At 47.8% G+C, this 19521-nt stretch carries 20 protein-coding genes; 2 read left to right on the top strand and 18 right to left on the bottom strand.

Features of this window, described 5'->3' with window-relative positions:
- Entirely contained in the window at positions 1 to 735 is a 735-nt protein-coding gene (locus PE36_RS11175) for a MipA/OmpV family protein (RefSeq protein ID WP_198138603.1), read from the top strand.
- 131 nt (positions 736 to 866) lie between these two features.
- On the opposite strand, the gene PE36_RS11180 is transcribed toward PE36_RS11175, so the two are convergent.
- Entirely contained in the window at positions 867 to 1709 is an 843-nt protein-coding gene (locus PE36_RS11180; protein WP_006032139.1) for a PhzF family phenazine biosynthesis protein, read from the bottom strand.
- 131 nt (positions 1710 to 1840) lie between these two features.
- Between PE36_RS11180 and PE36_RS11185 the strand changes: the two genes are divergently transcribed.
- On the top strand, positions 1841 to 2743 hold the full coding sequence (locus PE36_RS11185) for a LysR family transcriptional regulator (RefSeq protein ID WP_006032140.1): 903 nt from the start codon (positions 1841 to 1843) through the stop codon (positions 2741 to 2743).
- Here PE36_RS11185 and nuoG read toward each other — a convergent pair.
- From nuoG to PE36_RS11270, 17 genes are all read right to left on the bottom strand, one after another.
- A complete protein-coding gene (nuoG, locus tag PE36_RS11190; RefSeq protein WP_006032141.1) occupies positions 2740 to 5211 on the bottom strand; it encodes an NADH-quinone oxidoreductase subunit NuoG in 2472 nt (823 codons plus the stop codon). The genes PE36_RS11185 and nuoG overlap by 4 nt on opposite strands.
- Complete coding sequence (gene nuoF, locus PE36_RS11195; protein WP_006032142.1) at positions 5208 to 6485, bottom strand: NADH-quinone oxidoreductase subunit NuoF; 1278 nt, start codon at positions 6483 to 6485, stop codon at positions 5208 to 5210. The genes nuoG and nuoF overlap by 4 nt, the downstream gene beginning before the upstream one ends.
- A complete protein-coding gene (gene nuoE / locus PE36_RS11200) occupies positions 6482 to 7105 on the bottom strand; it encodes an NAD(P)H-dependent oxidoreductase subunit E (protein ID WP_006032143.1) in 624 nt (207 codons plus the stop codon). Before nuoE ends, nuoF begins: the two co-directional genes overlap by 4 nt.
- Complete coding sequence (gene nuoD, locus PE36_RS11205) at positions 7102 to 8319, bottom strand: NADH dehydrogenase (quinone) subunit D (RefSeq protein WP_006032144.1); 1218 nt, start codon at positions 8317 to 8319, stop codon at positions 7102 to 7104. The genes nuoE and nuoD overlap by 4 nt, the downstream gene beginning before the upstream one ends.
- Positions 8316 to 8858, bottom strand: coding sequence for an NADH-quinone oxidoreductase subunit C (locus PE36_RS11210; protein ID WP_006032145.1), 543 nt, complete (start codon positions 8856 to 8858; stop codon positions 8316 to 8318). Before PE36_RS11210 ends, nuoD begins: the two co-directional genes overlap by 4 nt.
- Positions 8855 to 9400, bottom strand: coding sequence for an NADH-quinone oxidoreductase subunit B family protein (locus PE36_RS11215; RefSeq protein WP_006032146.1), 546 nt, complete (start codon positions 9398 to 9400; stop codon positions 8855 to 8857). Before PE36_RS11215 ends, PE36_RS11210 begins: the two co-directional genes overlap by 4 nt.
- Positions 9388 to 9750, bottom strand: a complete 363-nt coding sequence (locus PE36_RS11220; protein ID WP_006032147.1) for an NADH-quinone oxidoreductase subunit A — start codon at positions 9748 to 9750, stop codon at positions 9388 to 9390. The genes PE36_RS11215 and PE36_RS11220 overlap by 13 nt, the downstream gene beginning before the upstream one ends.
- Positions 9751 to 9805: 55 nt before the next feature.
- Positions 9806 to 11308 carry an NADH-quinone oxidoreductase subunit N gene (locus tag PE36_RS11225; protein WP_006032148.1) on the bottom strand — a complete coding sequence of 501 codons (1503 nt, stop codon included), beginning with the start codon at positions 11306 to 11308 and terminating at the stop codon, positions 9806 to 9808.
- A complete protein-coding gene (locus PE36_RS11230; RefSeq protein WP_006032149.1) occupies positions 11305 to 12807 on the bottom strand; it encodes an NADH-quinone oxidoreductase subunit M in 1503 nt (500 codons plus the stop codon). Before PE36_RS11230 ends, PE36_RS11225 begins: the two co-directional genes overlap by 4 nt.
- Positions 12804 to 14591, bottom strand: a complete 1788-nt coding sequence (locus PE36_RS11235; RefSeq protein ID WP_043994440.1) for a Na(+)/H(+) antiporter subunit D — start codon at positions 14589 to 14591, stop codon at positions 12804 to 12806. The genes PE36_RS11230 and PE36_RS11235 overlap by 4 nt, the downstream gene beginning before the upstream one ends.
- On the bottom strand, positions 14584 to 14838 hold the full coding sequence (locus PE36_RS11240) for a hypothetical protein (RefSeq protein ID WP_006032151.1): 255 nt from the start codon (positions 14836 to 14838) through the stop codon (positions 14584 to 14586). The genes PE36_RS11235 and PE36_RS11240 overlap by 8 nt, the downstream gene beginning before the upstream one ends.
- Positions 14835 to 16376 carry a monovalent cation/H+ antiporter subunit D family protein gene (locus PE36_RS11245; RefSeq protein WP_232286573.1) on the bottom strand — a complete coding sequence of 514 codons (1542 nt, stop codon included), beginning with the start codon at positions 16374 to 16376 and terminating at the stop codon, positions 14835 to 14837. The genes PE36_RS11240 and PE36_RS11245 overlap by 4 nt, the downstream gene beginning before the upstream one ends.
- Positions 16377 to 16386: 10 nt before the next feature.
- Positions 16387 to 16689 carry an NADH-quinone oxidoreductase subunit NuoK gene (gene nuoK, locus PE36_RS11250; protein ID WP_006032153.1) on the bottom strand — a complete coding sequence of 101 codons (303 nt, stop codon included), beginning with the start codon at positions 16687 to 16689 and terminating at the stop codon, positions 16387 to 16389.
- Positions 16686 to 17258 (bottom strand): NADH-quinone oxidoreductase subunit J, encoded by a 573-nt coding sequence (locus PE36_RS11255; protein ID WP_006032154.1) that lies wholly within the window; start codon positions 17256 to 17258, stop codon positions 16686 to 16688. Before PE36_RS11255 ends, nuoK begins: the two co-directional genes overlap by 4 nt.
- Before the next feature lie 18 nt (positions 17259 to 17276).
- Positions 17277 to 17852 carry a 4Fe-4S dicluster domain-containing protein gene (locus tag PE36_RS11260; protein ID WP_043994441.1) on the bottom strand — a complete coding sequence of 192 codons (576 nt, stop codon included), beginning with the start codon at positions 17850 to 17852 and terminating at the stop codon, positions 17277 to 17279.
- Positions 17853 to 17930: 78 nt separating this feature from the next.
- Positions 17931 to 18917 carry an NADH-quinone oxidoreductase subunit NuoH gene (nuoH, locus tag PE36_RS11265; protein WP_006032156.1) on the bottom strand — a complete coding sequence of 329 codons (987 nt, stop codon included), beginning with the start codon at positions 18915 to 18917 and terminating at the stop codon, positions 17931 to 17933.
- Positions 18918 to 19056: 139 nt separating this feature from the next.
- Positions 19057 to 19467, bottom strand: a complete 411-nt coding sequence (locus PE36_RS11270) for a helix-turn-helix domain-containing protein (protein ID WP_006032157.1) — start codon at positions 19465 to 19467, stop codon at positions 19057 to 19059.
- Positions 19468 to 19521 lie beyond the last annotated feature (54 nt).

The raw sequence follows: 19521 nt of genomic DNA on the forward strand, positions 1-19521 counted from the left end.
TTGAAGAAATTAATATTATTAGCTATGGCATTCTTGGCTACACCGGTTAATGCGGAGCAAGTTTCATTGGGTTTTATTACCTCATATTCTCCGGCGGTTTACAAAGGGCTTGATTCAAATGTCGTCCCTTTTCCAATGATTGGTTATGAAGGCGAACATATTTTTTTCCGCGGTACAGGAGCAGGTTATGCACTGTTACCACAAGGTACTCCGCTGAATATCATTTTTCGTGCTCAATACGACTCGCGTACGCTTAAACCTGAAGATTCAGACCATCTGGAGATACAAAAATTGGATGAGCGAAACGCTGGTGTCCTTGGCGGCGTTACGTTCCAGGTGATTACCACTACCGGAACTATTGAAGCATCTGTTGGTAGTGATATCGCTTTAAATCATAACGGACTCTATGCTGAAGTCGTTTTTAAAGAGACGTTCCGTATGGGCGCGTGGGGATTTAAACCTGAGATTGGCTATGCATTCAATGATGACAAACTTAACAATCACCTCTACGGCGTATCGGCAGAAGAAGCTCAACGTAGTGGTTTTGACGAGTTTGATGCAGGTTGGAGTGGCCAGCTATTCGTTGGTGTTAGCTTTTATATGTATTTATCTAAAAATGTTAGGCTGATAGCTTCTACTCGTTATTCTAAATTAGATTATGATTTGGCTGATAGTCCTATTATCAAAAGTGATACTGTGTTGTCTGGAGTCATTGGCGCATCGTATATTTTTTAATATGTAGAAAGAGTGTGTAGTGGCCTCGTTATTTTGGCCACTTAACCATTGAAGCACTACCAGCTTAAATACACCGAAAGTCTAGGGGCCAAGCTTTGATTTGTTCGTCGGCCCAAGTGTTAATGGTCTAGCTAATCCGTTAACTGTACAGCCGTACCAGACACTTTTATGCCGCCGACTTGCGGAATAGAAAGGTTTAACTGACTTGGCCATCCCATGATCTCGCCTTGTATAATATTTATATCCTGCGGTGCATTGATGATGCTTGCTTCTCGTAAATATCCACCTAAAGCCACTGCCGCAGCACCCGTCGCTGAATCCTCGACGACACCGCCAACCGGAAATGGATTACGCGAGTGAATGAGTTTATCGTTTTCACGCCAGATCAATTGTAACGTGGTCAAATCATCATCTAGCATTATCTTTTTAAGCTTCTCGAAGTCGTAGCTTAAATCATCTAAGCGTTGTTTTGATTTCACCGCTAAGACTAAATGCCAGTTCCCCCCAAACGTACGTGCTGGCGGAATGCTGGTATCTAAATCATCCAAACTCCAGCCCAGTGCAGCAAGCGTGTCTTTAAGCAAAATCTCTGACGGCCATTCAAACTTAGGCTCCACTGACGTAAGCGCGGCTCTAATTTCACCGTTATGCTCGCTAACCTCCACTGGAATAGTTCCTATAGTTGTTTCAAACTGATAGGAGCCGCTGCCTGACTGTTTGCCCAATGCAACGCCGGTTGCTATCGTCGCGTGTCCGCAAAATGGTACTTCAGCTTCCGGGCTGTAATAACGTACCGTTCGTTTGCTACCCTTGCTAGGCGCGACAAACGCGGTTTCTGAAAAGCCAACGTCCGCTGCAATGCGTTGCATTTCCTTTGGTTCCGGTAACGTTTCACCAATCCATACGCCTGCCGGATTGCCACCTGTTGGTGTGGAAGTAAATGCCGCTAGTTTTTGTAGTGTATGAGAATTCATTGCATGATCCTTGGGGTTTGTTAGGTTATGCAATTAATTTACTCCACCCAATAAAGACAGTAAATGAGTTATTGTTGACATGGAATGTGCATAAATGCACACTGAATTGAAATTCACTGAGGTGTTTGTTTATGAATTGGAATGATCTGAAGTACTTTCTGGCGTTGGCGAGAGAGGGTACGATTAGTGGTGCTGGTAGAGTGTTGAATGTCAAACATACTACCGTGGCAAGGCGCATTGAAGCGCTTGAATTAAGTCTGGGTACGCGACTATTTGATAAGAGTAGAACTGGTTACGCGATGACACAAGCGGCAGAAGATCTATACCAACAGGTCGTATCAATGGAAGAAAAGGTTCGTACCATAGATAGGCAAGCAGCCAATCAGGATTCTGCCTTAGCCGGTCCATTAAAGCTGACGATCGCGTTTGAACTTGCTAATCGCCTTATCATTCCAAAGATGGGTGAGTTTTGCCAACGTTTTCCTGATATTGACATGCAGTTACTCATGACCAAAAACCTCGTCGATTTGGCTGCCATGGAAGCAGATTTGGCCATTCGTATGACTCCTAATCCACCGGATTATCTCGTGGGTGCTGAAATCATGAAATTGCACCATGGGATCTATGCTTCGCCAGCGCATTTACAATCTCGCGTAACAAAAACAAAAGTGATCCTTTTTCAGTCAGAAAATAAGCGACCGGATTGGGTCAGAAAGCAGGCTAGCGATGCTGAAGTTTCACTTCGAGTCGATGACGTCGGTTCAATGGCAGTAGCTGCTGCCCACGGTTTTGGCTTAGCAAAGTTACCCTGTTTTATCGGCGACACTCAACCTGGACTGGTTCGTTTAGATGTCCAAATGCCGCCATCCGATTGGGGGATTTGGATCTTGAATCATGTCGAGTTGCGGACAACAGCGAGAGTTCGTGCCTGTAAAGAGCATTTAATTGCTGTGTTAGAAAATCAACGCGATCTAATTACCGGCAACTTATCCAACTATGCCCCTAACTATGTACCTAATGATGCATCAGACTAACCACTCGAAACCTTAATCTCAACCTCGACGATACAAGGATACTCCGCCGTTGTGATGATTTTATTCGCTGGGGAGCTTAATTGAGCTTCTGGCATAAACAGCAGTTTTTCGGGAAAAGAACGGTTTATTTTTAACGGTGCAGTGATAGTGGCATTACCTCGAGTGATGGTTATCTGATAATCCTGCTGTTCGTCATAATCTGCGCCGGGGTTCATTTCTACATAAGCGTCATGGCCGAGCCCGGACAGGTTTTTTGATTGGGCGGTGAGTTTGCCAGAGCGAAACAGGCTGTCGCCAGTGAGCAAGGTATAACCTGCTGAAGGAAAGCTATCAACCGCAGGTGGCTTAATTACTGGGTTTTTAACTTCTGGATCTGTAACCGCTGGAATTGTTAGAGCCGCGTTCATTGCTAGTGGCACTGTGGTCAAACCATAGTCATTGAGCTCGGGACCAAAAATAAAGTCCTCTTTAAGCGCTTGATAACCGTCTATGTCCTGTTTAATTTGACTGAATATCTGCTTCACTGTACTCGGGCCTATGTCTATCCCCAGCGCGCTGGCGATGTGCGCAAAAACAGCTGTGCTTGGTAAGATATCTTGGGCTGGAGGCCTAATTGCTCTGACCTTTTGCACCCTGGCTTCATTGTTGGTATAAGTACCATTTTCTTCGCCGTATGAAGGCGCCGGTAGAATAACCATCGCCAGCTGTGCACTGGCGGTCATAAAGGCACTTTGGACAATGAGGCAGGGGGTTTTTAAGGCCGCTTGTTCCAATGGATCGCCCGCAGAACAGTTAGCGAGCGGGTCGGCGCCGACCACATAAAACATATCAGGCACACTTTCTGGGTGATACTTTTGTAAGCCGGACTGATCGTTATGCAAGTCAGGTAGGCAGCCCATGTGCCACAGACCAAGTTGATTAGGTCGATCAAATAGGAATTGTACAAACACCTGTTTACCTTGTTGTTGCAGATGTTGAGTGGTTTTTTCTATCCATAATAAACAGTCCTTGGCCTGCTTCCCCCGCATAAATTCGGTGCCGATTAACAGGGTGATTGAATTAGCCTGTTCCAGAATAACTTTACCCGCGCTAACAAAGTCGGACATTTCCCTGTCATCTGATATCGCTAGGTCTGAAGTCAGAGCCGCCAATAATGTGGCCTCATTGCCAGGCAGCAGGCGTAATTTTTCAGTGGCAATATCATCCAAAGCACAGGGTCTAGAGCTCGCCAACAATAAGTGATAATGATTGTCCCGCTTGTGTTGTCGGACGAGGTAACTCGAGACTGGATTTTCATCACAGATGTTACCGCCTAATAAAAACACACAGTCGCTTTTTAGGATCTCAACCAGTGGTTGGCGACTGTAGGTCTGGGTGAGCAGCTTACTTAAAATGTCATTGGTTTCCGGTTGCAGGTTCAGGCCTGAGAATCGACAACTGGCGTGGATGTCAGACGACTGAAAAACCTCCCGTATCAGCTTCTGAAACATAAAGGCAGTTTCATTGGTCTGTCGTGGTGAGATCAGGCCTTTGATATGCCCCTTGTTACCGAGGATATCCAAGGTTTGGTTGATAATGAAATCTAACGCTTCAGTCCAACTCACAGCCGTCATGACATCATTTTTACGCAGCATTGGTTGGGTGATACGCTGCCCACCGTCGATAAAATCAAACCCAAAGCGGCCTTTCGCACACAGCAGTTCGCCATTAATACCCGTTTCATATTGGCTTTTGACCCGTGCCAGTTTACCTTCACGGGTTTCGATCGTCATGCTGCAGCCTGTGCCACACATGCCACAGGTGGTTTCAAATTTTTCAAGATCCCAAGGCCGCGCTTTATAACGATATGGGGTACTCATTAGCGCGCCTACCGGGCAGACTTCGATACAGTTACCGCAATGACTGCAATCTTTCAGGCTGTTACCAACTCCGGTAATTTCGGAATCTAACCCGCGTTCCATGGTGCCGAGCGCCACATCACCGACCACTTCTTCACAAACACGGACACAACGCTGACACTGGATGCAGCGGTTGGCATTAAAGGTGATCACATTATTGAGTTGAATATCGTCGATTCTGAATATGCGTTTCGGATCAGCAAGCCTTGAATCGCCTTTGCCATATTCAAACACCGTATCTTGCAGTTCACATTCACCACTTTTGTCACAGACAGGGCAGTCCAACGGGTGGTTGGCCAGTAATATTTCTAACATATCCTCGCGGCTGGCGACCACTTTTTCTGAATGGGTGAGTACCGCCATGCCTTCCGACACCACGGTGGCACAAGCGGGCTCTAGTTTTGGTCTGCCTTCGATTTCGATGAGACACATGCGGCAGCTGGCTAAGATTGACAGTCGGTCCTGATAACAGAACGTCGGAATCTCAATTGTGCTGGCGCGGGCGGCGTTAAGGATAGTGGTGCCTTCTTCGACCTCCATCTCCTGACCATTGATTGTGAACATGATCATGAGTTTGTCCTGTCGCGTATTGGGATTTTTTGTTGGGTGATCAGGGCGTCATACTCATGAGGGAAATGTTTCAGGGTGGCTCTGATCGCCCAGGCCGCGCCGACACCCAGTGCGCAGAAGCTATTGTTAAATACACCGCCGCATATTACCTGCAACTGTTCTAGATCCCCAGGGCGACCTTGCCCAGACTCGATGCGGTTTAGGATCTTACTGGCCCAAGGGAGACCTTCTCGGCAAGGTGCACATTTACCACAGCTTTCATGCGAGAAGAACTCGGCTATCCGCCTGCCGACTGCGGGTATGGATGCGGTCTCATCCAGCGCGATAACCGCGGCAGATCCCATCATACTGTCGGCGGTGGCCAGATCGGCGAAATTCATTTTCACATCAAGTCCTGCTAAAGGGATCATTGGCGCGGATAATCCGCCTGGGATCACGGCTTTGAATTTGCCAGTCAACGGTCCGCCGCCATAGTCGTAAACCAACTCACTCAGCGGAAGTCCCATCGGCAGCTCAACGATCCCCGGATTCTGCAACTGTCCGCTCAGACCAAATAGGCGTGGACCGGGTGCATCATCAGGGCCGATGGAAGTAAACCAATCAACGCCTTTGGCAAAGATATGCGTCACACAAACAAAGGTTTCTACGTTATTGATCACGGTCGGACAGTCATAAAGACCTGACACTGCAGGGAAAGGTGGTTTTAATTTCGGTTGACCGCGTCGGCCTTCGATTGATTCCAGCAGCGCGGTTTCTTCACCGCAGATATAAGCACCGGCACCTTTATGCACATAGATATTGAGACAAAAATCGGTGTTAAATATATTCTTGCCAAGATAACCTTTGGCGTAAGCGGCTTTGATTGCCTGCGTGATCATGTCAATTGATAAGCCATATTCACCGCGAATATAAATGTAGGCCACCTCGGCTCGGATAGCGTAAGCGGCAATGATCATGCCTTCAATTACCCTATGTGGGTCCCGCTCCATAAGCAGGCGGTCTTTAAAGGTGCCGGGTTCACCTTCATCGGCGTTACAGCATAGGTAATGGATTTTGCCATCGTCTTTGGGCACAAAACTCCATTTCAAACCAGTGGGAAAACCAGCACCGCCGCGCCCGCGCAGGTTGGAGGCTTTGACGGCATCGATAACCTTATCTGGAGAATAAGTTGTCAGGATTTTTTTGAGCCCCTGATATCCACCGGTTTTTTCATAAAACTCAATATTGGTCGAGTCTGGATGGGTGATATATTTTAGTAACACAAGTTCGTTCATGGCCCATTTCCTGCTGAAGACTCAGTCCCCGTTGATGGCCCCTTGTCCGTTGAGGCGTTATTTTTTTCCACAGACGGCTTACTTTTTTCTACTGACGACTTACTTTCTTCCACAGACGGCTTTATGCTTGACTGTGATAATTGGTCGAGAAGCTTGTCTACCCGCTCTTTTGACAGGTTAGTGTGATAAGTTTCATTGACCATCATCGCGGGCGCGAGATCGCAGGAGCCGATACACTCAACTGTGGTCAGGGTAAAAAGACCATCTGTGCTGGTATCACCTTTGTTAATCCCGAGCCGGGTTTGCAGGTGGCCGAGCAGATCATATGCACCGCGTAACATGCAGGGCACATTGGTGCAGAGCTGGAGGTTGTATTTACCTATTTTTTTGTTTTTATACAGGGTATAGAAACTGGCCAGTTCAAATACCCAGATCTCTGGTATGTCGAGGATCTCGGCGATTGCTCGATAGGCAGTTTCATCGAGGAACCCATATGTATCCTGAGCCAGGTACAAGGCTGGCATGATCGCGCTGCGCTGGGTTGGGTAGCATTTGACAATGTCAGCGATAGGGGCGGTAAGTTCGGCGATGATGTCTTGCTTAGAGTATGCGGCCGTCATTTATCCACCTCCTTCATTACCGGATCGAGTGAACCTATCATGGCAATGACATCAGCCAGGTATTTTAGATTGGTGGTGCGGTCGGTCAGCGCTTGTAGATTGACAAAAGAGGGCGCTCTGATCTTAACTCTGAACGGTTTTTCAGTGCCATCGCTGATGATGTAAAAGCCAAGCTCACCTTTAGGCGCTTCGATGGCGGTATAAACTTCGCCTTTGGGCACCTTGAAACCTTCGGCCGCCAGTTTGAAATGATGAATATGGGCTTCCATAGAATGAGCAAGCAGGTCTTTATTGACTGGAAAGGCGATCTTTGGATCATCGATTAAAAATAGGCCCGGCTGCATCTGCGCGACACATTGGCGGATCATCTTTAGGCTTTCGTGCATTTCGTCAACCCGGCATTTCCAACGGTCATAACAGTCGCCATCGGTGCGCACTATAACGTTAAAATCGAGTCTGTCGTAAATCTCGTAAGGGGCATCGCGGCGGATATCCCAGTCGATACCGGAAGCCCTGAGACAGGGTCCACTAAGGCCGAGGGCGATAGCATCTTCCCCGGTGATGTTGCCGACATTTTCTACCCGGGCCAGAAATACCCGGTTGTTGCCTACCAGATTTTCATAATCAGAAATACTGTTTTCGAAGATGTCACAAAATTCAATAATACGTTCGACACAGCCGTCAGGCAGATCTTCTCTTACCCCGCCAACTCGGCAGAAGGAGGTGTGCATACGCGCGCCGCTGATCATCTCCATCAGGTCCATTATCATTTCTCGGTCACGCATGGTATACAGCAAGGTTGTTATCGCGCCTACGTCCATTGGCAATGCACCAGTGATCAGCAGGTGCCCAGAGATTCGGGACAGTTCTGCCATTAATACCCGAATATATTGCGCGCGTTCTGGTGCCTTGATCCCCAGTAATGCCTCCACCGCCAGCGCATAGCCCAGGTTATTGGACGGCTGACAGAGATAATCTAACCGATCGGTGAGCGGAAAAATCTGGGTATAAGTGAAACTTTCACACAGCTTTTCGGTGCCTCTGTGTAGCAGACCAATATGCGGCTCGATGCGTTTAACGATCTCGCCATCCATCTGTAACAGCAGACGTAATACCCCATGGGTACTGGGATGCTGTGGCCCTAGATTCATCAACACTTCGCGACTTAGGCCATGTTCCTGTTGGCTTTCGTGGATGATATTGACATCAGTCATAGGATGTCTCCGACGGGGTTCTTGGTTATGGGGGGCGTTGCGCCCGGTTTTTCTTCGCCAAACGGATTATATTTATCTTTGTAACCCCGCAGCGGAAAATCCTTGCGCATCGGCCAGCCTTCAAATTCTTGCCACATATAGATCCGGCGCAAGTCAGGGTGACCTTCGAAGACGATACCAAACATGTCATATGCTTCCCGTTCATGCCAGTTGGCGGTGGTCCACAGGTGAGTGATGGTCGGTGCTTTTGGTGGATCTTTTAGCGGGCATTTGATGCGCAATCGCCAGCCCAGTGAAATGGAGTAAAGGTGATAGACCAGCTGATAGCGCGGGGTATTCGGGTGAAAATCAATACCGCCAATATCAGCCATAAAATTAAATTTAAACGCGTCGTCATCGCGCAAAAACAAACACAGTTCAACCAGGTCTTTCGGGCTGACCACGACACAGGGCATATCGATGACGTTTGGATCGATGCTGATGCGGCCGTTGAAACTATCGATGAGCTGGTTAAGTGGAAACTGCCCCGACATGATCATACATTTTCTTTCACAAAGGCAGATTGTTCTTTTGTATAAGTAGAGACTGGGGTAGTTTGCTCTTGATCCTGCTTAGGTTGACGGTTGCCGGTGATCTGTTGTTGTAATAGCACCATGGCATGTAACAGTGCATCTGGACGAGGCGGACAACCGGCCACATGAACATCAACCGGGACAAAAAGGTCTGAACCTTGCACCACTGAATAAGTATTATAAACACCGCCTGAGATGGCGCAGGTACCCATGGCGATCACATATCTCGGCTCTGGCATCTGATCATAAAGACGCCTAATAATCGGTGCCATTTTTTTGGTCACTGTACCTGCGATAATCATCACGTCTGACTGGCGGGGAGAGGAACGGAAAACCACGCCAAAGCGGTCAAGATCATATCGGGCACAACCGGCCGCGATCATTTCGATGGCACAGCAAGCGATGCCAAAGGTTTCCGGCCACAGGGATGATTTCCGGCTCCAGTTGATAATGCTATCGGAGGTGGTAAAAAGTACATTGTCTTTGTATCGTTCTGTTAAACTTCCCATTCTAAGGCTCCTTTTATCCAAGCGTAGATAAATCCAACCAACAGCATCATGATAAAAATAAACATTTCGATGTAACCAAACAAGCCGAGGTCTGCCAGCACCACTGCCCAAGGGAACAGAAACATGGTTTCTACGTCAAATACCACAAACAGGATGGCGATCACAAAATACTGTACTTTAAACAATCCAGCAGACGCTTCCCCAACATGGTCGATACCGCATTCATAGGGCCGGTTCTTTTCTGGATAGGGATTGTCTGGCCTGAGCAGGCGGGAGACGGTCAGGATAAATGCGGCCAGCATAATCACCACCGCAACCATCAAAAACACCGGTAAAAAATCAATAGGCATTTACTCCACTCTCCTACAACTACGCTCTTTTTAACTGTAGTCTTGTTTTGGGGTTTTATCCAAGACCAAGGGGGATTGAATTGGCTACAAAACCAAGGAACCCAGCTGGTAATAATCCGGTCAACAAGGTACCAACTGTTGCTATTAATAAAACAATGCGTATGGATGGGGTAAGCTGTATCTCGGCCGCTTTTGTAGGTGCTGGTGGCTGTACATACATCAACATGATGATACGAATATAAAACCAGGCCGAGACGGCGCTTAGCAGTACGGCGACCACTGCCAGCACCACATGGCCTTTATCTACAAGGGCTGTCAGCACATAAAATTTGGCAAAAAAACCACCGGTTGGCGGAATACCAGCCAGAGAAAATAAAAAGATCAGACTCATAAAAGCCAGACCTGGATGGTTTTTTGCCAAACCAGAAAAATCCTCGATGGGCTCACCTAGCCTGACACCTTTATTTAACAGAATGATGACGGCAAAAATACCTATGGTCATAAACGTATAAACCAGCAGATAAAGCATGATACTCGCCATGCCGTCTCGGCCTCCAGCCACTAGACCTAACATCAGAAAACCAGCGTGGGCAATACTGGAATAAGCCAGCATGCGTTTGATATTTTTTTGAACCAGCGCCACAAAGCTGCCCACCGCCATCGTCAGCACGGCAATACCCGTAATGTTTAAAATCCAAATGGGCTGTAGCACCGCAAGATCCTGCATGAAAATGCGCATGATAACGGCAAACGCGGCCGCTTTGGAGGCCACCGACATATAAGCGGTGATCGGTGACGGGGCACCTTCATAAATGTCTGGCACCCACATGTGGAAGGGAACCGCCCCGACTTTAAATAACAGACCAACCAGCATAAACAAGGTTGCCAGGATCAACATCGGGTCGGACAAATCTAATGTTGACAGTGCTGTCGCCATGTCCCTGAGATTAGTGGTGCCGGTCAAACCATAAAATAAAGACATACCGTAAAGGATAATACCGGACGAGAAAGCCCCAAGAATGATGTATTTTAAAGACGCTTCATTGGATCTGACGTCAGTTTTGAGGAAACCTGTTAACACATAAATAGATAAAGCCTGCAGTTCCAGACCGAGATAGATGAGCAGGAGATCGGTGCTGGATACCATGATCATAGTGCCCACTAGTGCAAACAGCAGTAAGGCATAATATTCACCTTGGAACACCCCTTCCTTGATCAGATACTTACCTGACATAAGCACTGTCAACGTGGTGCCAAGATAAAGGATAACTTTGAAAAAAGTGGAAAAATCATCAACCACGAACATACCCGCATAAGCTGTCTGCGGAAAGTCGGATAGGGCATAACTCATACCGGCGGCAAGCAAGATCATGAACACCGAAACGCCTGCCAGCAGTTGATCTTGGCGCGGATGTGGCACCAGCGATAACATCAAAGCCACACAGGCACCGATAATGAGGATGATTTCCGGCCCGCTCGCCAATACCGATTGGCTGATAGCCGTTAGATCTACAGTGACTAAGTCAACAGCGGTTTGTTTTTCAGCGAGCCCGCTCATAAGCCTGCTCCTAATGTTTGCTCAAGCAGGTGCTTTAGGGTTGGCTGCAAAATACTGAGAAAGGGTTTCGGATAAAACCCGATCCAAAACACAAAAATCAGCAGCGGCAGTGCGCAACAGAGTTCTCGTTTATTGAGGTCCCACATCTTTGCTGCGTCAGGAATACGGATCGGTCCCAATAGCATCTGACGATAAATGCCTAACAGGTAAGCTGCGCCGAGCAAAGCCCCTAACACACCAGCAGTCGCGGCCCAGTTATTGACACCAAACGTCCCTGACAGCACCAGAATTTCGCCGATAAATCCGTTGGTTCCGGGTACCGCCATGGAAGACAGTAAAAACAGTGCGAAAAATATGCCGTAGAAGGGAACCGCTTTGAGCAACCCGCCATAAGCTGGAATATCCCGAGAATGGGTGCGCTCATAAACCAGACCAATAAACAGGAATAAGGCACCCGTGGTAATGCCGTGGTTAAACATCTGGATCACCGCACCCGTTGTACCATTGATAGTGAAAGTAAAAAGCCCTAACGTGATAAATCCCATGTGGCTGATACTGGAATAAGCGATTAACTTTTTGATGTCCTGCTGCGCTAACGCGAGAAATCCCCCATAGACAATCGCGACAGCTGACAAACCTTGCATTAGCGGGGCAAAATAATGGGAAGCATCGGGTAACATTGGCAACGAAAAACGAATAAAACCGTACGCGCCCATTTTTAACAGTACGCCAGCCAGAATAATACTGCCCGCGGTGGGGGCTTGTACGTGGGCATCCGGTAGCCAGGTATGGAATGGGACCATAGGCACCTTGACCGCAAATGCGATCAGAAACGCGATAAAGACCCCGCGCTGGAGCTCAAAGTCATATGACACATCCATTAACGTTAAGATGTCGAAGGTACGTCCACCAGCGAAATACAGCACCAATATCCCCACTAGAAAAATCAGACTGCCAGCGAGGGTATAAAGAAAAAACTTAAACGCGGCATAGATGCGATCTTCACCGCCCCAGATCCCTATCATCAGATACATGGGCACCAGCATCGCTTCCCAAAACACATAAAACAACAACAGATCCAACGCGCAGAAAACCCCAAGCATCAGACTCTGGATCGCCAGTAGGCAGATCATAAATTCTTTAATCCGCTTAGCAATGGCGGTCCAAGACGCTAACACACAGATCCAGCCGAGCAGGGAGGTTAAGAACAGAAATAATACACTGACCCCGTCAACGCCTAACTTATAGGTTATGCCCAGAGACGGTACCCAGGGTTTGCTCTCCACGAATTGCATCTGGGCAGTGCTATTATCAAAAATGACCAGCAACCAGGTGGCAATTAAAAAGTCGACAAATAAGACGGTAAACGTAAACCAGCGCACCGTCTTATTGCCAGACAAGAAGGGCACTAATAAGGCGGCTATTGCTGGCAGGAATATCAATATGCTTAATATCGGCACACTTGTCATGAAGAAAGGTGCCATAAAGAAGTCAGTCATAACGCCTCACTCCCAATCAGCACATAAACGGCGATCACCAAAAACAGACCAATCACCATCGCCAGGGCATAATGGGAAACAATGCCGGTTTGCAGGCGACGCAACAAGTTACCGCTTTTCATTGCGGTTTTAGCCACGCCGTTAACCGCGCCGTCGACCACATGAGTATCGACGGTCAGGCTGTGTTTTGACAATCGGTGCAGGGTATTAAGGATAACGCCATCGCCCAGCGTGATGACTCTTTGTTCCCACCGCGCAACTGGTTTATTCGCCAGCCACATAAAGACGGCAGCCCCGCGCCGGTAAAACCAGTCGGTATCGATGCTGATGGTATTCTTGGGATTGAGGTATTTAAGTAACAGTACAAAAGCCAATAGGGTGAACATCAATATACCGAGACTTTCGGTGATATGTGCACCGGTATAGGGTTCAAACTCAACGGTATAAGGCAGCATGCTATAAAGCATACCGGGAAAGAGTCCGATGCCAATGCAGAAGAATGCCGCAATGCCCATGGCCACTAACATATTAATTGGCGGTTCCTTGGGGCGGAGACCAGAGTCTTTACCAAAAAACATATAATAAGGCAGTTTAAGCCCCGTCGACAGGAAGGTACCGGAAGAAGCTAACATAAGTAACAGTGTGGCTGTCGCGTGATGATCCCCGGCGGCCGCGGCGATGACCATACTTTTACTGACGAAACCACTGAAGAAGGGAAAACCGGCGATAGCAAATGCGCCAATCATATAAAGTGCTACCGTCCAGGGCATGGTTCGATAGAGGCCGCCGAGTTCGGTCAGTTTACGTTTTCCGGTCATGTGGATGACAGCGCCAGCCCCCATAAACAACAGTCCTTTATAGAGGATATGCGCGAAGGCATGAGAAGAACTACCGTTCAAAGCCATTTCGGTGCCGATACCAATACCTGCGATCATATACCCGACCTGACTGACAATATGATAGCTGAGCAGGCGACGAAAATCATTTTCCAGCATGGCGAATATCACCCCGTAAAGGGCCATAAACACCCCAAAACCGATCAGGACGTCTGCGCCGGGATAGGCGCGGATCATCACATAAACCGCGGTTTTGGTGGTAAAGGCACTTAAGAATACTGCGCCTGTCACTGTCGCCTCCGGATAAGCATCGGTGAGCCAGGCATTTAACGGAGGCACTGCGGCGTTTATCATAAAGGCGATCAGAATCAGGGTATAGGCTATCCCCCCTTGCTGCGCGCCATCTATCGGGCCAAACAAGTAAGATCCGGTTTCAAGACCATGCAACACAATGCCGGCAAACAGTAACACCCCGCCGGTGACATGCACCATCAGATAACGAAAGCCTGCTTTCACGGCCGGATCTTCCCGAGTGGCAAAAATCAGGTAAGCAGAGGAAAATGCCATGATCTCCCAGCCGACTAACAGGGTAAACCAGTCGCCAGCGAAGAGTACGAGAAAGGCACTGCCCATATAAAGAAACGCCGCCACTCTTTCGCCTGTATGACTGATATGCAAGCTATAAATGTTGCCGATCAGCGCCGCAATAGCAAACACCCAGCCAAAAAATAGACTCAGTTTGTCAACTTTGAACATGACCAACGAGATACCGGCAAAGTTAATTTCGCCGAAGCTTCCCATTTCCATCTGGGTCAGAGAAAAGATCACCAGCAGTGGAATGATGATTGAGTAGGATTTTTGGCTATTGCCTTTAAATAACGGCAGCAGCAGACCGCCAACGAGTAGCAGAACGGCTGGCATCATGGAGAAGGAGAACCATTCAGTCATAATAGTCTTCCTTCTTGGAGATACCGATTTTTTTGCCGATGAATTTGCTGACTAATACAATCAAGCCGCAGCCGATAAACCCTAGCAGCGCTCCCCAGCCGGGTATAGCATCCCAAAAGTTATAACCGTGAGGTCTGGCAACCATAAAATCGGCAATGACGATGCCCACTAAAATGACGACTAACAGACGCCAGCGTGTTCTGGTGTATTTTTTGTCACCAAAGAAGTTGACCAGTTTTGCCATCATGGTAGCGATCCTCCTGTGACAAATGCGTCTGCGACTAAAGTATTGGCTAGGCCTAAAAAATAGTCCGGATAGAGTCCCAGGAGCAAAGACAATAGTGCGGTGATCAGTAAGGGCATCGCGACCATTGGGATCTCATGGATATCATTGGCCGCCACCAGTGACGGATCTTGTGGTATTTTTTCAGGCTCAAAAAAGGCTTTATAGGTGACGGGCAGAAAATAAGCCGCATTAAGCACAGCGCTAACCAGCAGTACGATTAGCAGCGCCATCTGTCCGGCATCGACAGAACCCACGACCAGATACCATTTACTGATAAAACCACCGGTTGGCGGGATGCCAATCATACCGAGGGAGCCGATAAAAAATGCCGTCATGGTCAAAGGCAGTCTTTTACCTATGCCGGAAAGATCACTGATCTTCTTGCGGTGGCTGGCACAATAGATAGAACCCGCGCAGAAGAACAGGGTAATTTTTGAAAAGGCATGGGCGGCGATATGAATTATTCCCCCCATGGCGGCCATCGGTGTCAGCATGGCGGCGCCGAGAATGATATAAGAGAGTTGGCTGACGGTGGAATAGGCCAGTCTGGCTTTCAAATCGTCCCGGGTCAGCGCGTAAATAGAGGCAGTAACGATGGTGAACGACACCAGATAAGCGGTGATGATGCCAAGACCCAATGTACTCATCAGGTTGATACCAAACACATGAAAAATGACCCGTAACAGACAGAATACCCCCATCTTGACCACCGCGACCGCATGTAACAAAGCGCTGACCGGGGTTGGTGCGACCATGGCCGCTGGCAGCCAGGCGTGGAACGGCATGATGGCTGATTTGGCAAATCCAAACAGGTAGCAGAAATAGATAATAATCAATAAGCCATCGGCGGCGACGACATCTTTGAATAGGCCTTGGGGTAAGAAATCAAAGCTGCCAGTAAGTTGATAAGTTAGTGCCAGTGCGGCCAGCAAAAAGGATTTTGAGGCCCCCACCAAATAGACGATATATCGTTTGCTACCATGCCAGGATTCCTGGTTTTCTTTATGATAAACCAGTGGGTAAGTGATAAGGCTGAGTAGTTCGTAAAAGATCACCAGGGTAAACAGATTAGCGGCAAATGCTCCACCCACAGCGGCCGATAGCGAGACGGCAAAAGAGGCATAGAATCGGGTCTGATTTTTCTCATTCTGGCTGCGCATATAACCGATGCAATAAATGGCGGCAAATATCCATAATAGGCTGGAGACAGTGGCAAATACCATACCCAGCGCATCAACACGAAAGGCAAAATCAACCCCAGGCAGAATCTCAAATAAAGTCAGATCGACAGTATTGCCGGCCAATATTAACGGCGCCATTGAAATAACGATGATGAACTTTATCACCGCGGCTACAACCGATACCGCATCCCGTGCGTTGGGGCGATTATGCAGGCACAGTATGACGCCCGCAGCAATGAGCGAGACTGTGACCGCTAAAGCCGGTCTTATGGATAACATTAAGTCCAAATTCAGTAATTCCATATTGATAAGAGTCATCAATCCAGTCTCAGCCCTTCATTATTGTTAGGTCATCTACTTCCAACGTGCGTTTGTTGCGCAATAAAGCCACCAGTATGCCGAGTGCAATAGCGACTTCGGCTGCGGTGATCGCAATAATAAAAATAGCCATGATCTGGCCGCGGGGATCGTTCATTTCATACCCGAAGGCAAGCAGATTGATATTGACGCTGTTGAGCATTAGTTCGAGAGACATCAGTACAATCAAAACATTACGCCGGAGCAATACGCCTGCCGCGCCAATGACAAATAAAATGGCGGCTAATATCAAATACCAAGAGATGGGGATCATTTGGATGCCTCCTTTGTGGCTCCTTTTTTGTGTTCGCTAGGTTTGTGATTAGTACCGTTACTTTGCGCCAGCACTACTGCGCCGATCAGGGCGACCAGTAGGATGACCGACGCCACCTCGAAGGGCAGCAGAAAATCCCTGAATAAAGTTAAGCTTAGTTGCTTGGTTGGTTCATCGCCAATGACGCTTTGTGTTGTCATCACCGCATGCAGACGGCTGCTTTGGCTGAGTAGGAATAGTAGCTCAGTTGCCAGTGCCAGTAGCGCGACTATGGCTGGTATTGCCCCTTTTTGAATAAAGCGACTGTTATTGATAAACCGACCATGGGCTTCTTTACGTACGTCTAACATCATGATGACGAATAAAAACAGCACCATAATGGCACCGACATAAACAAATAGCTGGATCACCGCCAGAAACGGTGATCCCAGTAGGACAAACAGGGCTGCTATCTGCACAAAACAGGCGACAAGAGATAGGGCACTGTGGATCGGATTTCTGGCGACAACAACCAGCAAGCCAGTGCCGATGGCAACCAAGGCAAGTAATATAAAAAATTGTTGCTCCATTGATTGATCCTTTTTTTGTTATTTTTGTCGTTTTAGCAATTGCCACCAGTCGTAGCCTTTTACGTTAGCCTGAGCGATGGTTTTACCACTGCCATCTTTAGCCAGCGATGCTGGGATGACGGTGCCAGCCCCTTCTTCAGCCTTACGTGGCGCGGCGATTAAGTCTTCAAGATGCACCACTAACGCTTCGGTGGTGGTGGTAGCAACCTCATATTCCTGACCGAGCTTGATCGCGTCAGCCGGGCAGGCATCTTCACACAAGCCGCAATAAAGGCAGCGCGCCAAATCGATATCAAACACTTTTGGTCGTCGGTTACCTTTTTCATCTTCATAGGGCACCACAGTGATGCAGTCACAGGGACAGATCTTTGCACACAGTTCACAGCCGACACAGTTCACGTCGCCTTCATCGTTGGTTTTCATGAAATGATGCCCGCGATGACGATGGTAAGGCCGCCATTTTTCATGGTCCGGATATCTGTGGGTAATAATTCTGGAAAACATATAGCGTAATGTCAGCCGCAGTGCGCGCCACAGATCACTGAATAACAGCCATCCGATCCAACTTTGCTTTTGTTGTCGTGTTCTGGCCATGTTGGCCTCCCGGTATAAGCTATACCTCATACCTCATACCTCATTTGTTATCCCGTTTTTCTGTGTAACGAGATGTTCTTAAAACATAAAAAATCCGCTAATTAAAATGTTTACTAGCGACAGGGGCAAAAGCACCTTCCAGCCAATCGCCATTAACTGATCATAACGGTAACGTGGAAAGGTAAAACGGAACCACATAAACACCCAGATGAAAAAACCAACTTTGAGTAACAGCCAGACTGTGTCTGGTATAAAGGGTGGGGCGCCATGCCAGCCGCCAAAAAACAGCATTACATTGAGAAAACCGATGATCACGACGCCCAAATATTCGCTCAACATAAAAAAGGAAAAGCGTATGCCGCTATATTCGGTATGATAACCGGCACCCAGATCGCCTTCGGCCTCTGGTAAATCGAACGGAATACGCTGAACTTCGGCCAGTCCTGCCACAAAGAATACAAAAAAACCTAAGGGTTGATAGACCACATTCCACATGTCTTTTTGGGCGGTGACTATATCCATCATATTCATCGAGTTAGCCAGCATTACCACGCCAATGACAGAGAACCCCATGGGGATTTCATAACTGATCATCTGGGCTATCGCCCTGAGGCTACCGAGCACCGCATATTTACTGTTGGAGGCCCAGCCAGCGAGGATGGTCCCAAAGATGCCGATGCCGCTAACCGCGAGAATAAACAATAGTCCGACATTCATATTAGACAGACTGAGCATCACTTCAGTGCCAAAAATTGTTACCGGCTCTCCGAGTGGGATGGCGACAAACACCACAAAAGGCGGTACCAATGCGACCACTGGAGCCATTTTGAACAGGGTTCGATCGGCGGCGCTGGGGATATGATCTTCTTTCGTCAGTAGTTTGATGCCGTCGGCCACTGGCTGTAACAAGCCGTGCCAGCCGACCCGCATAGGCCCCGGACGTTGTTGGATATGACCGGCAATTTTGCGCTCCAACCAAGTAAGAGGTAAAGGCAACAGCAGCAGAACCGCCACCACGACGGCAATCTTGAGTAACATCGGCAGGATCACATATAGGTTTTCCATGCTATTGGGTCTCTTTAAGTTATTGCCTACTAAACCTTAAACGTACTATAAAGGTAGTTTGCGCTTATAACTTAATCAAATATCATTTCGAGGCCTGTATCAAGTTGGGTGTCTTTAGATTCAAGCGTAAAAACCATCACTACTGATTTTCAACATAAAGTGCATCAATAATCGGGCAATCATCAATCGAGTGGCCAGCGCCTTTACAGTTGTTCACCATTTTATCGAGTGCTGATTGTAGTCGTTGCAAATCCGCAATTTTTTGTTGTACCTCCGCTATTTTCAGCATTGCCATTGTTTGCACTTCGCCACAATCATGATCTGGCTCATCAATAAATTTGAGCAGTTCCTTTATTTGTTCAATGCTAAATCCAAGCTCACGGCTACGGCGAATGAAATTAAGCCGTTTAACATGAGGTAACGAATAGATGCGATGCCCACCCTCGGTGCGTGGTGGTTTGGGCATCAGTCCTGATTTTTCATAATAATGTACGGTTTCTACTTTGCATTTAGCTTGCTTGGCGATCTGCCCGATTGAGAATTGTTGCATATTTATTTAAAACCTCCTTGAACCTATAGTTACTATAGGTTCTATAATAACAAA

Source organism: Moritella sp. PE36 (genome assembly GCF_000170855.1).
Lineage (GTDB): Bacteria > Pseudomonadota > Gammaproteobacteria > Enterobacterales > Moritellaceae > Moritella.

Excerpts from the sequence above, each read along its gene's own strand:
- PE36_RS11230 (WP_006032149.1), bottom strand. The coding sequence starts at position 12,807 with ATGACTGACTTCTTTATGGCACCTTTCTTCATGACAAGTGTGCCGATA.
- nuoG (WP_006032141.1), bottom strand. The coding sequence starts at position 5,211 with ATGATCATGTTCACAATCAATGGTCAGGAGATGGAGGTCGAAGAAGGC.
- PE36_RS11180 (WP_006032139.1), bottom strand. The coding sequence starts at position 1,709 with ATGAATTCTCATACACTACAAAAACTAGCGGCATTTACTTCCACACCA.
- PE36_RS11235 (WP_043994440.1), bottom strand. The coding sequence starts at position 14,591 with ATGACTGAATGGTTCTCCTTCTCCATGATGCCAGCCGTTCTGCTACTC.
- PE36_RS11245 (WP_232286573.1), bottom strand. The coding sequence starts at position 16,376 with ATGACTCTTATCAATATGGAATTACTGAATTTGGACTTAATGTTATCC.
- PE36_RS11255 (WP_006032154.1), bottom strand. The coding sequence starts at position 17,258 with ATGGAGCAACAATTTTTTATATTACTTGCCTTGGTTGCCATCGGCACT.
- nuoK (WP_006032153.1), bottom strand. The coding sequence starts at position 16,689 with ATGATCCCCATCTCTTGGTATTTGATATTAGCCGCCATTTTATTTGTC.
- nuoH (WP_006032156.1), bottom strand. The coding sequence starts at position 18,917 with ATGGAAAACCTATATGTGATCCTGCCGATGTTACTCAAGATTGCCGTC.
- PE36_RS11260 (WP_043994441.1), bottom strand. The coding sequence starts at position 17,852 with ATGGCCAGAACACGACAACAAAAGCAAAGTTGGATCGGATGGCTGTTA.
- nuoE (WP_006032143.1), bottom strand. The coding sequence starts at position 7,105 with ATGACGGCCGCATACTCTAAGCAAGACATCATCGCCGAACTTACCGCC.
- PE36_RS11270 (WP_006032157.1), bottom strand. The coding sequence starts at position 19,467 with ATGCAACAATTCTCAATCGGGCAGATCGCCAAGCAAGCTAAATGCAAA.
- PE36_RS11240 (WP_006032151.1), bottom strand. The coding sequence starts at position 14,838 with ATGATGGCAAAACTGGTCAACTTCTTTGGTGACAAAAAATACACCAGA.
- PE36_RS11215 (WP_006032146.1), bottom strand. The coding sequence starts at position 9,400 with ATGGGAAGTTTAACAGAACGATACAAAGACAATGTACTTTTTACCACC.
- nuoF (WP_006032142.1), bottom strand. The coding sequence starts at position 6,485 with ATGAACGAACTTGTGTTACTAAAATATATCACCCATCCAGACTCGACC.
- PE36_RS11220 (WP_006032147.1), bottom strand. The coding sequence starts at position 9,750 with ATGCCTATTGATTTTTTACCGGTGTTTTTGATGGTTGCGGTGGTGATT.
- PE36_RS11225 (WP_006032148.1), bottom strand. The coding sequence starts at position 11,308 with ATGAGCGGGCTCGCTGAAAAACAAACCGCTGTTGACTTAGTCACTGTA.
- nuoD (WP_006032144.1), bottom strand. The coding sequence starts at position 8,319 with ATGACTGATGTCAATATCATCCACGAAAGCCAACAGGAACATGGCCTA.
- PE36_RS11185 (WP_006032140.1), top strand. The coding sequence starts at position 1,841 with ATGAATTGGAATGATCTGAAGTACTTTCTGGCGTTGGCGAGAGAGGGT.
- PE36_RS11210 (WP_006032145.1), bottom strand. The coding sequence starts at position 8,858 with ATGATCATGTCGGGGCAGTTTCCACTTAACCAGCTCATCGATAGTTTC.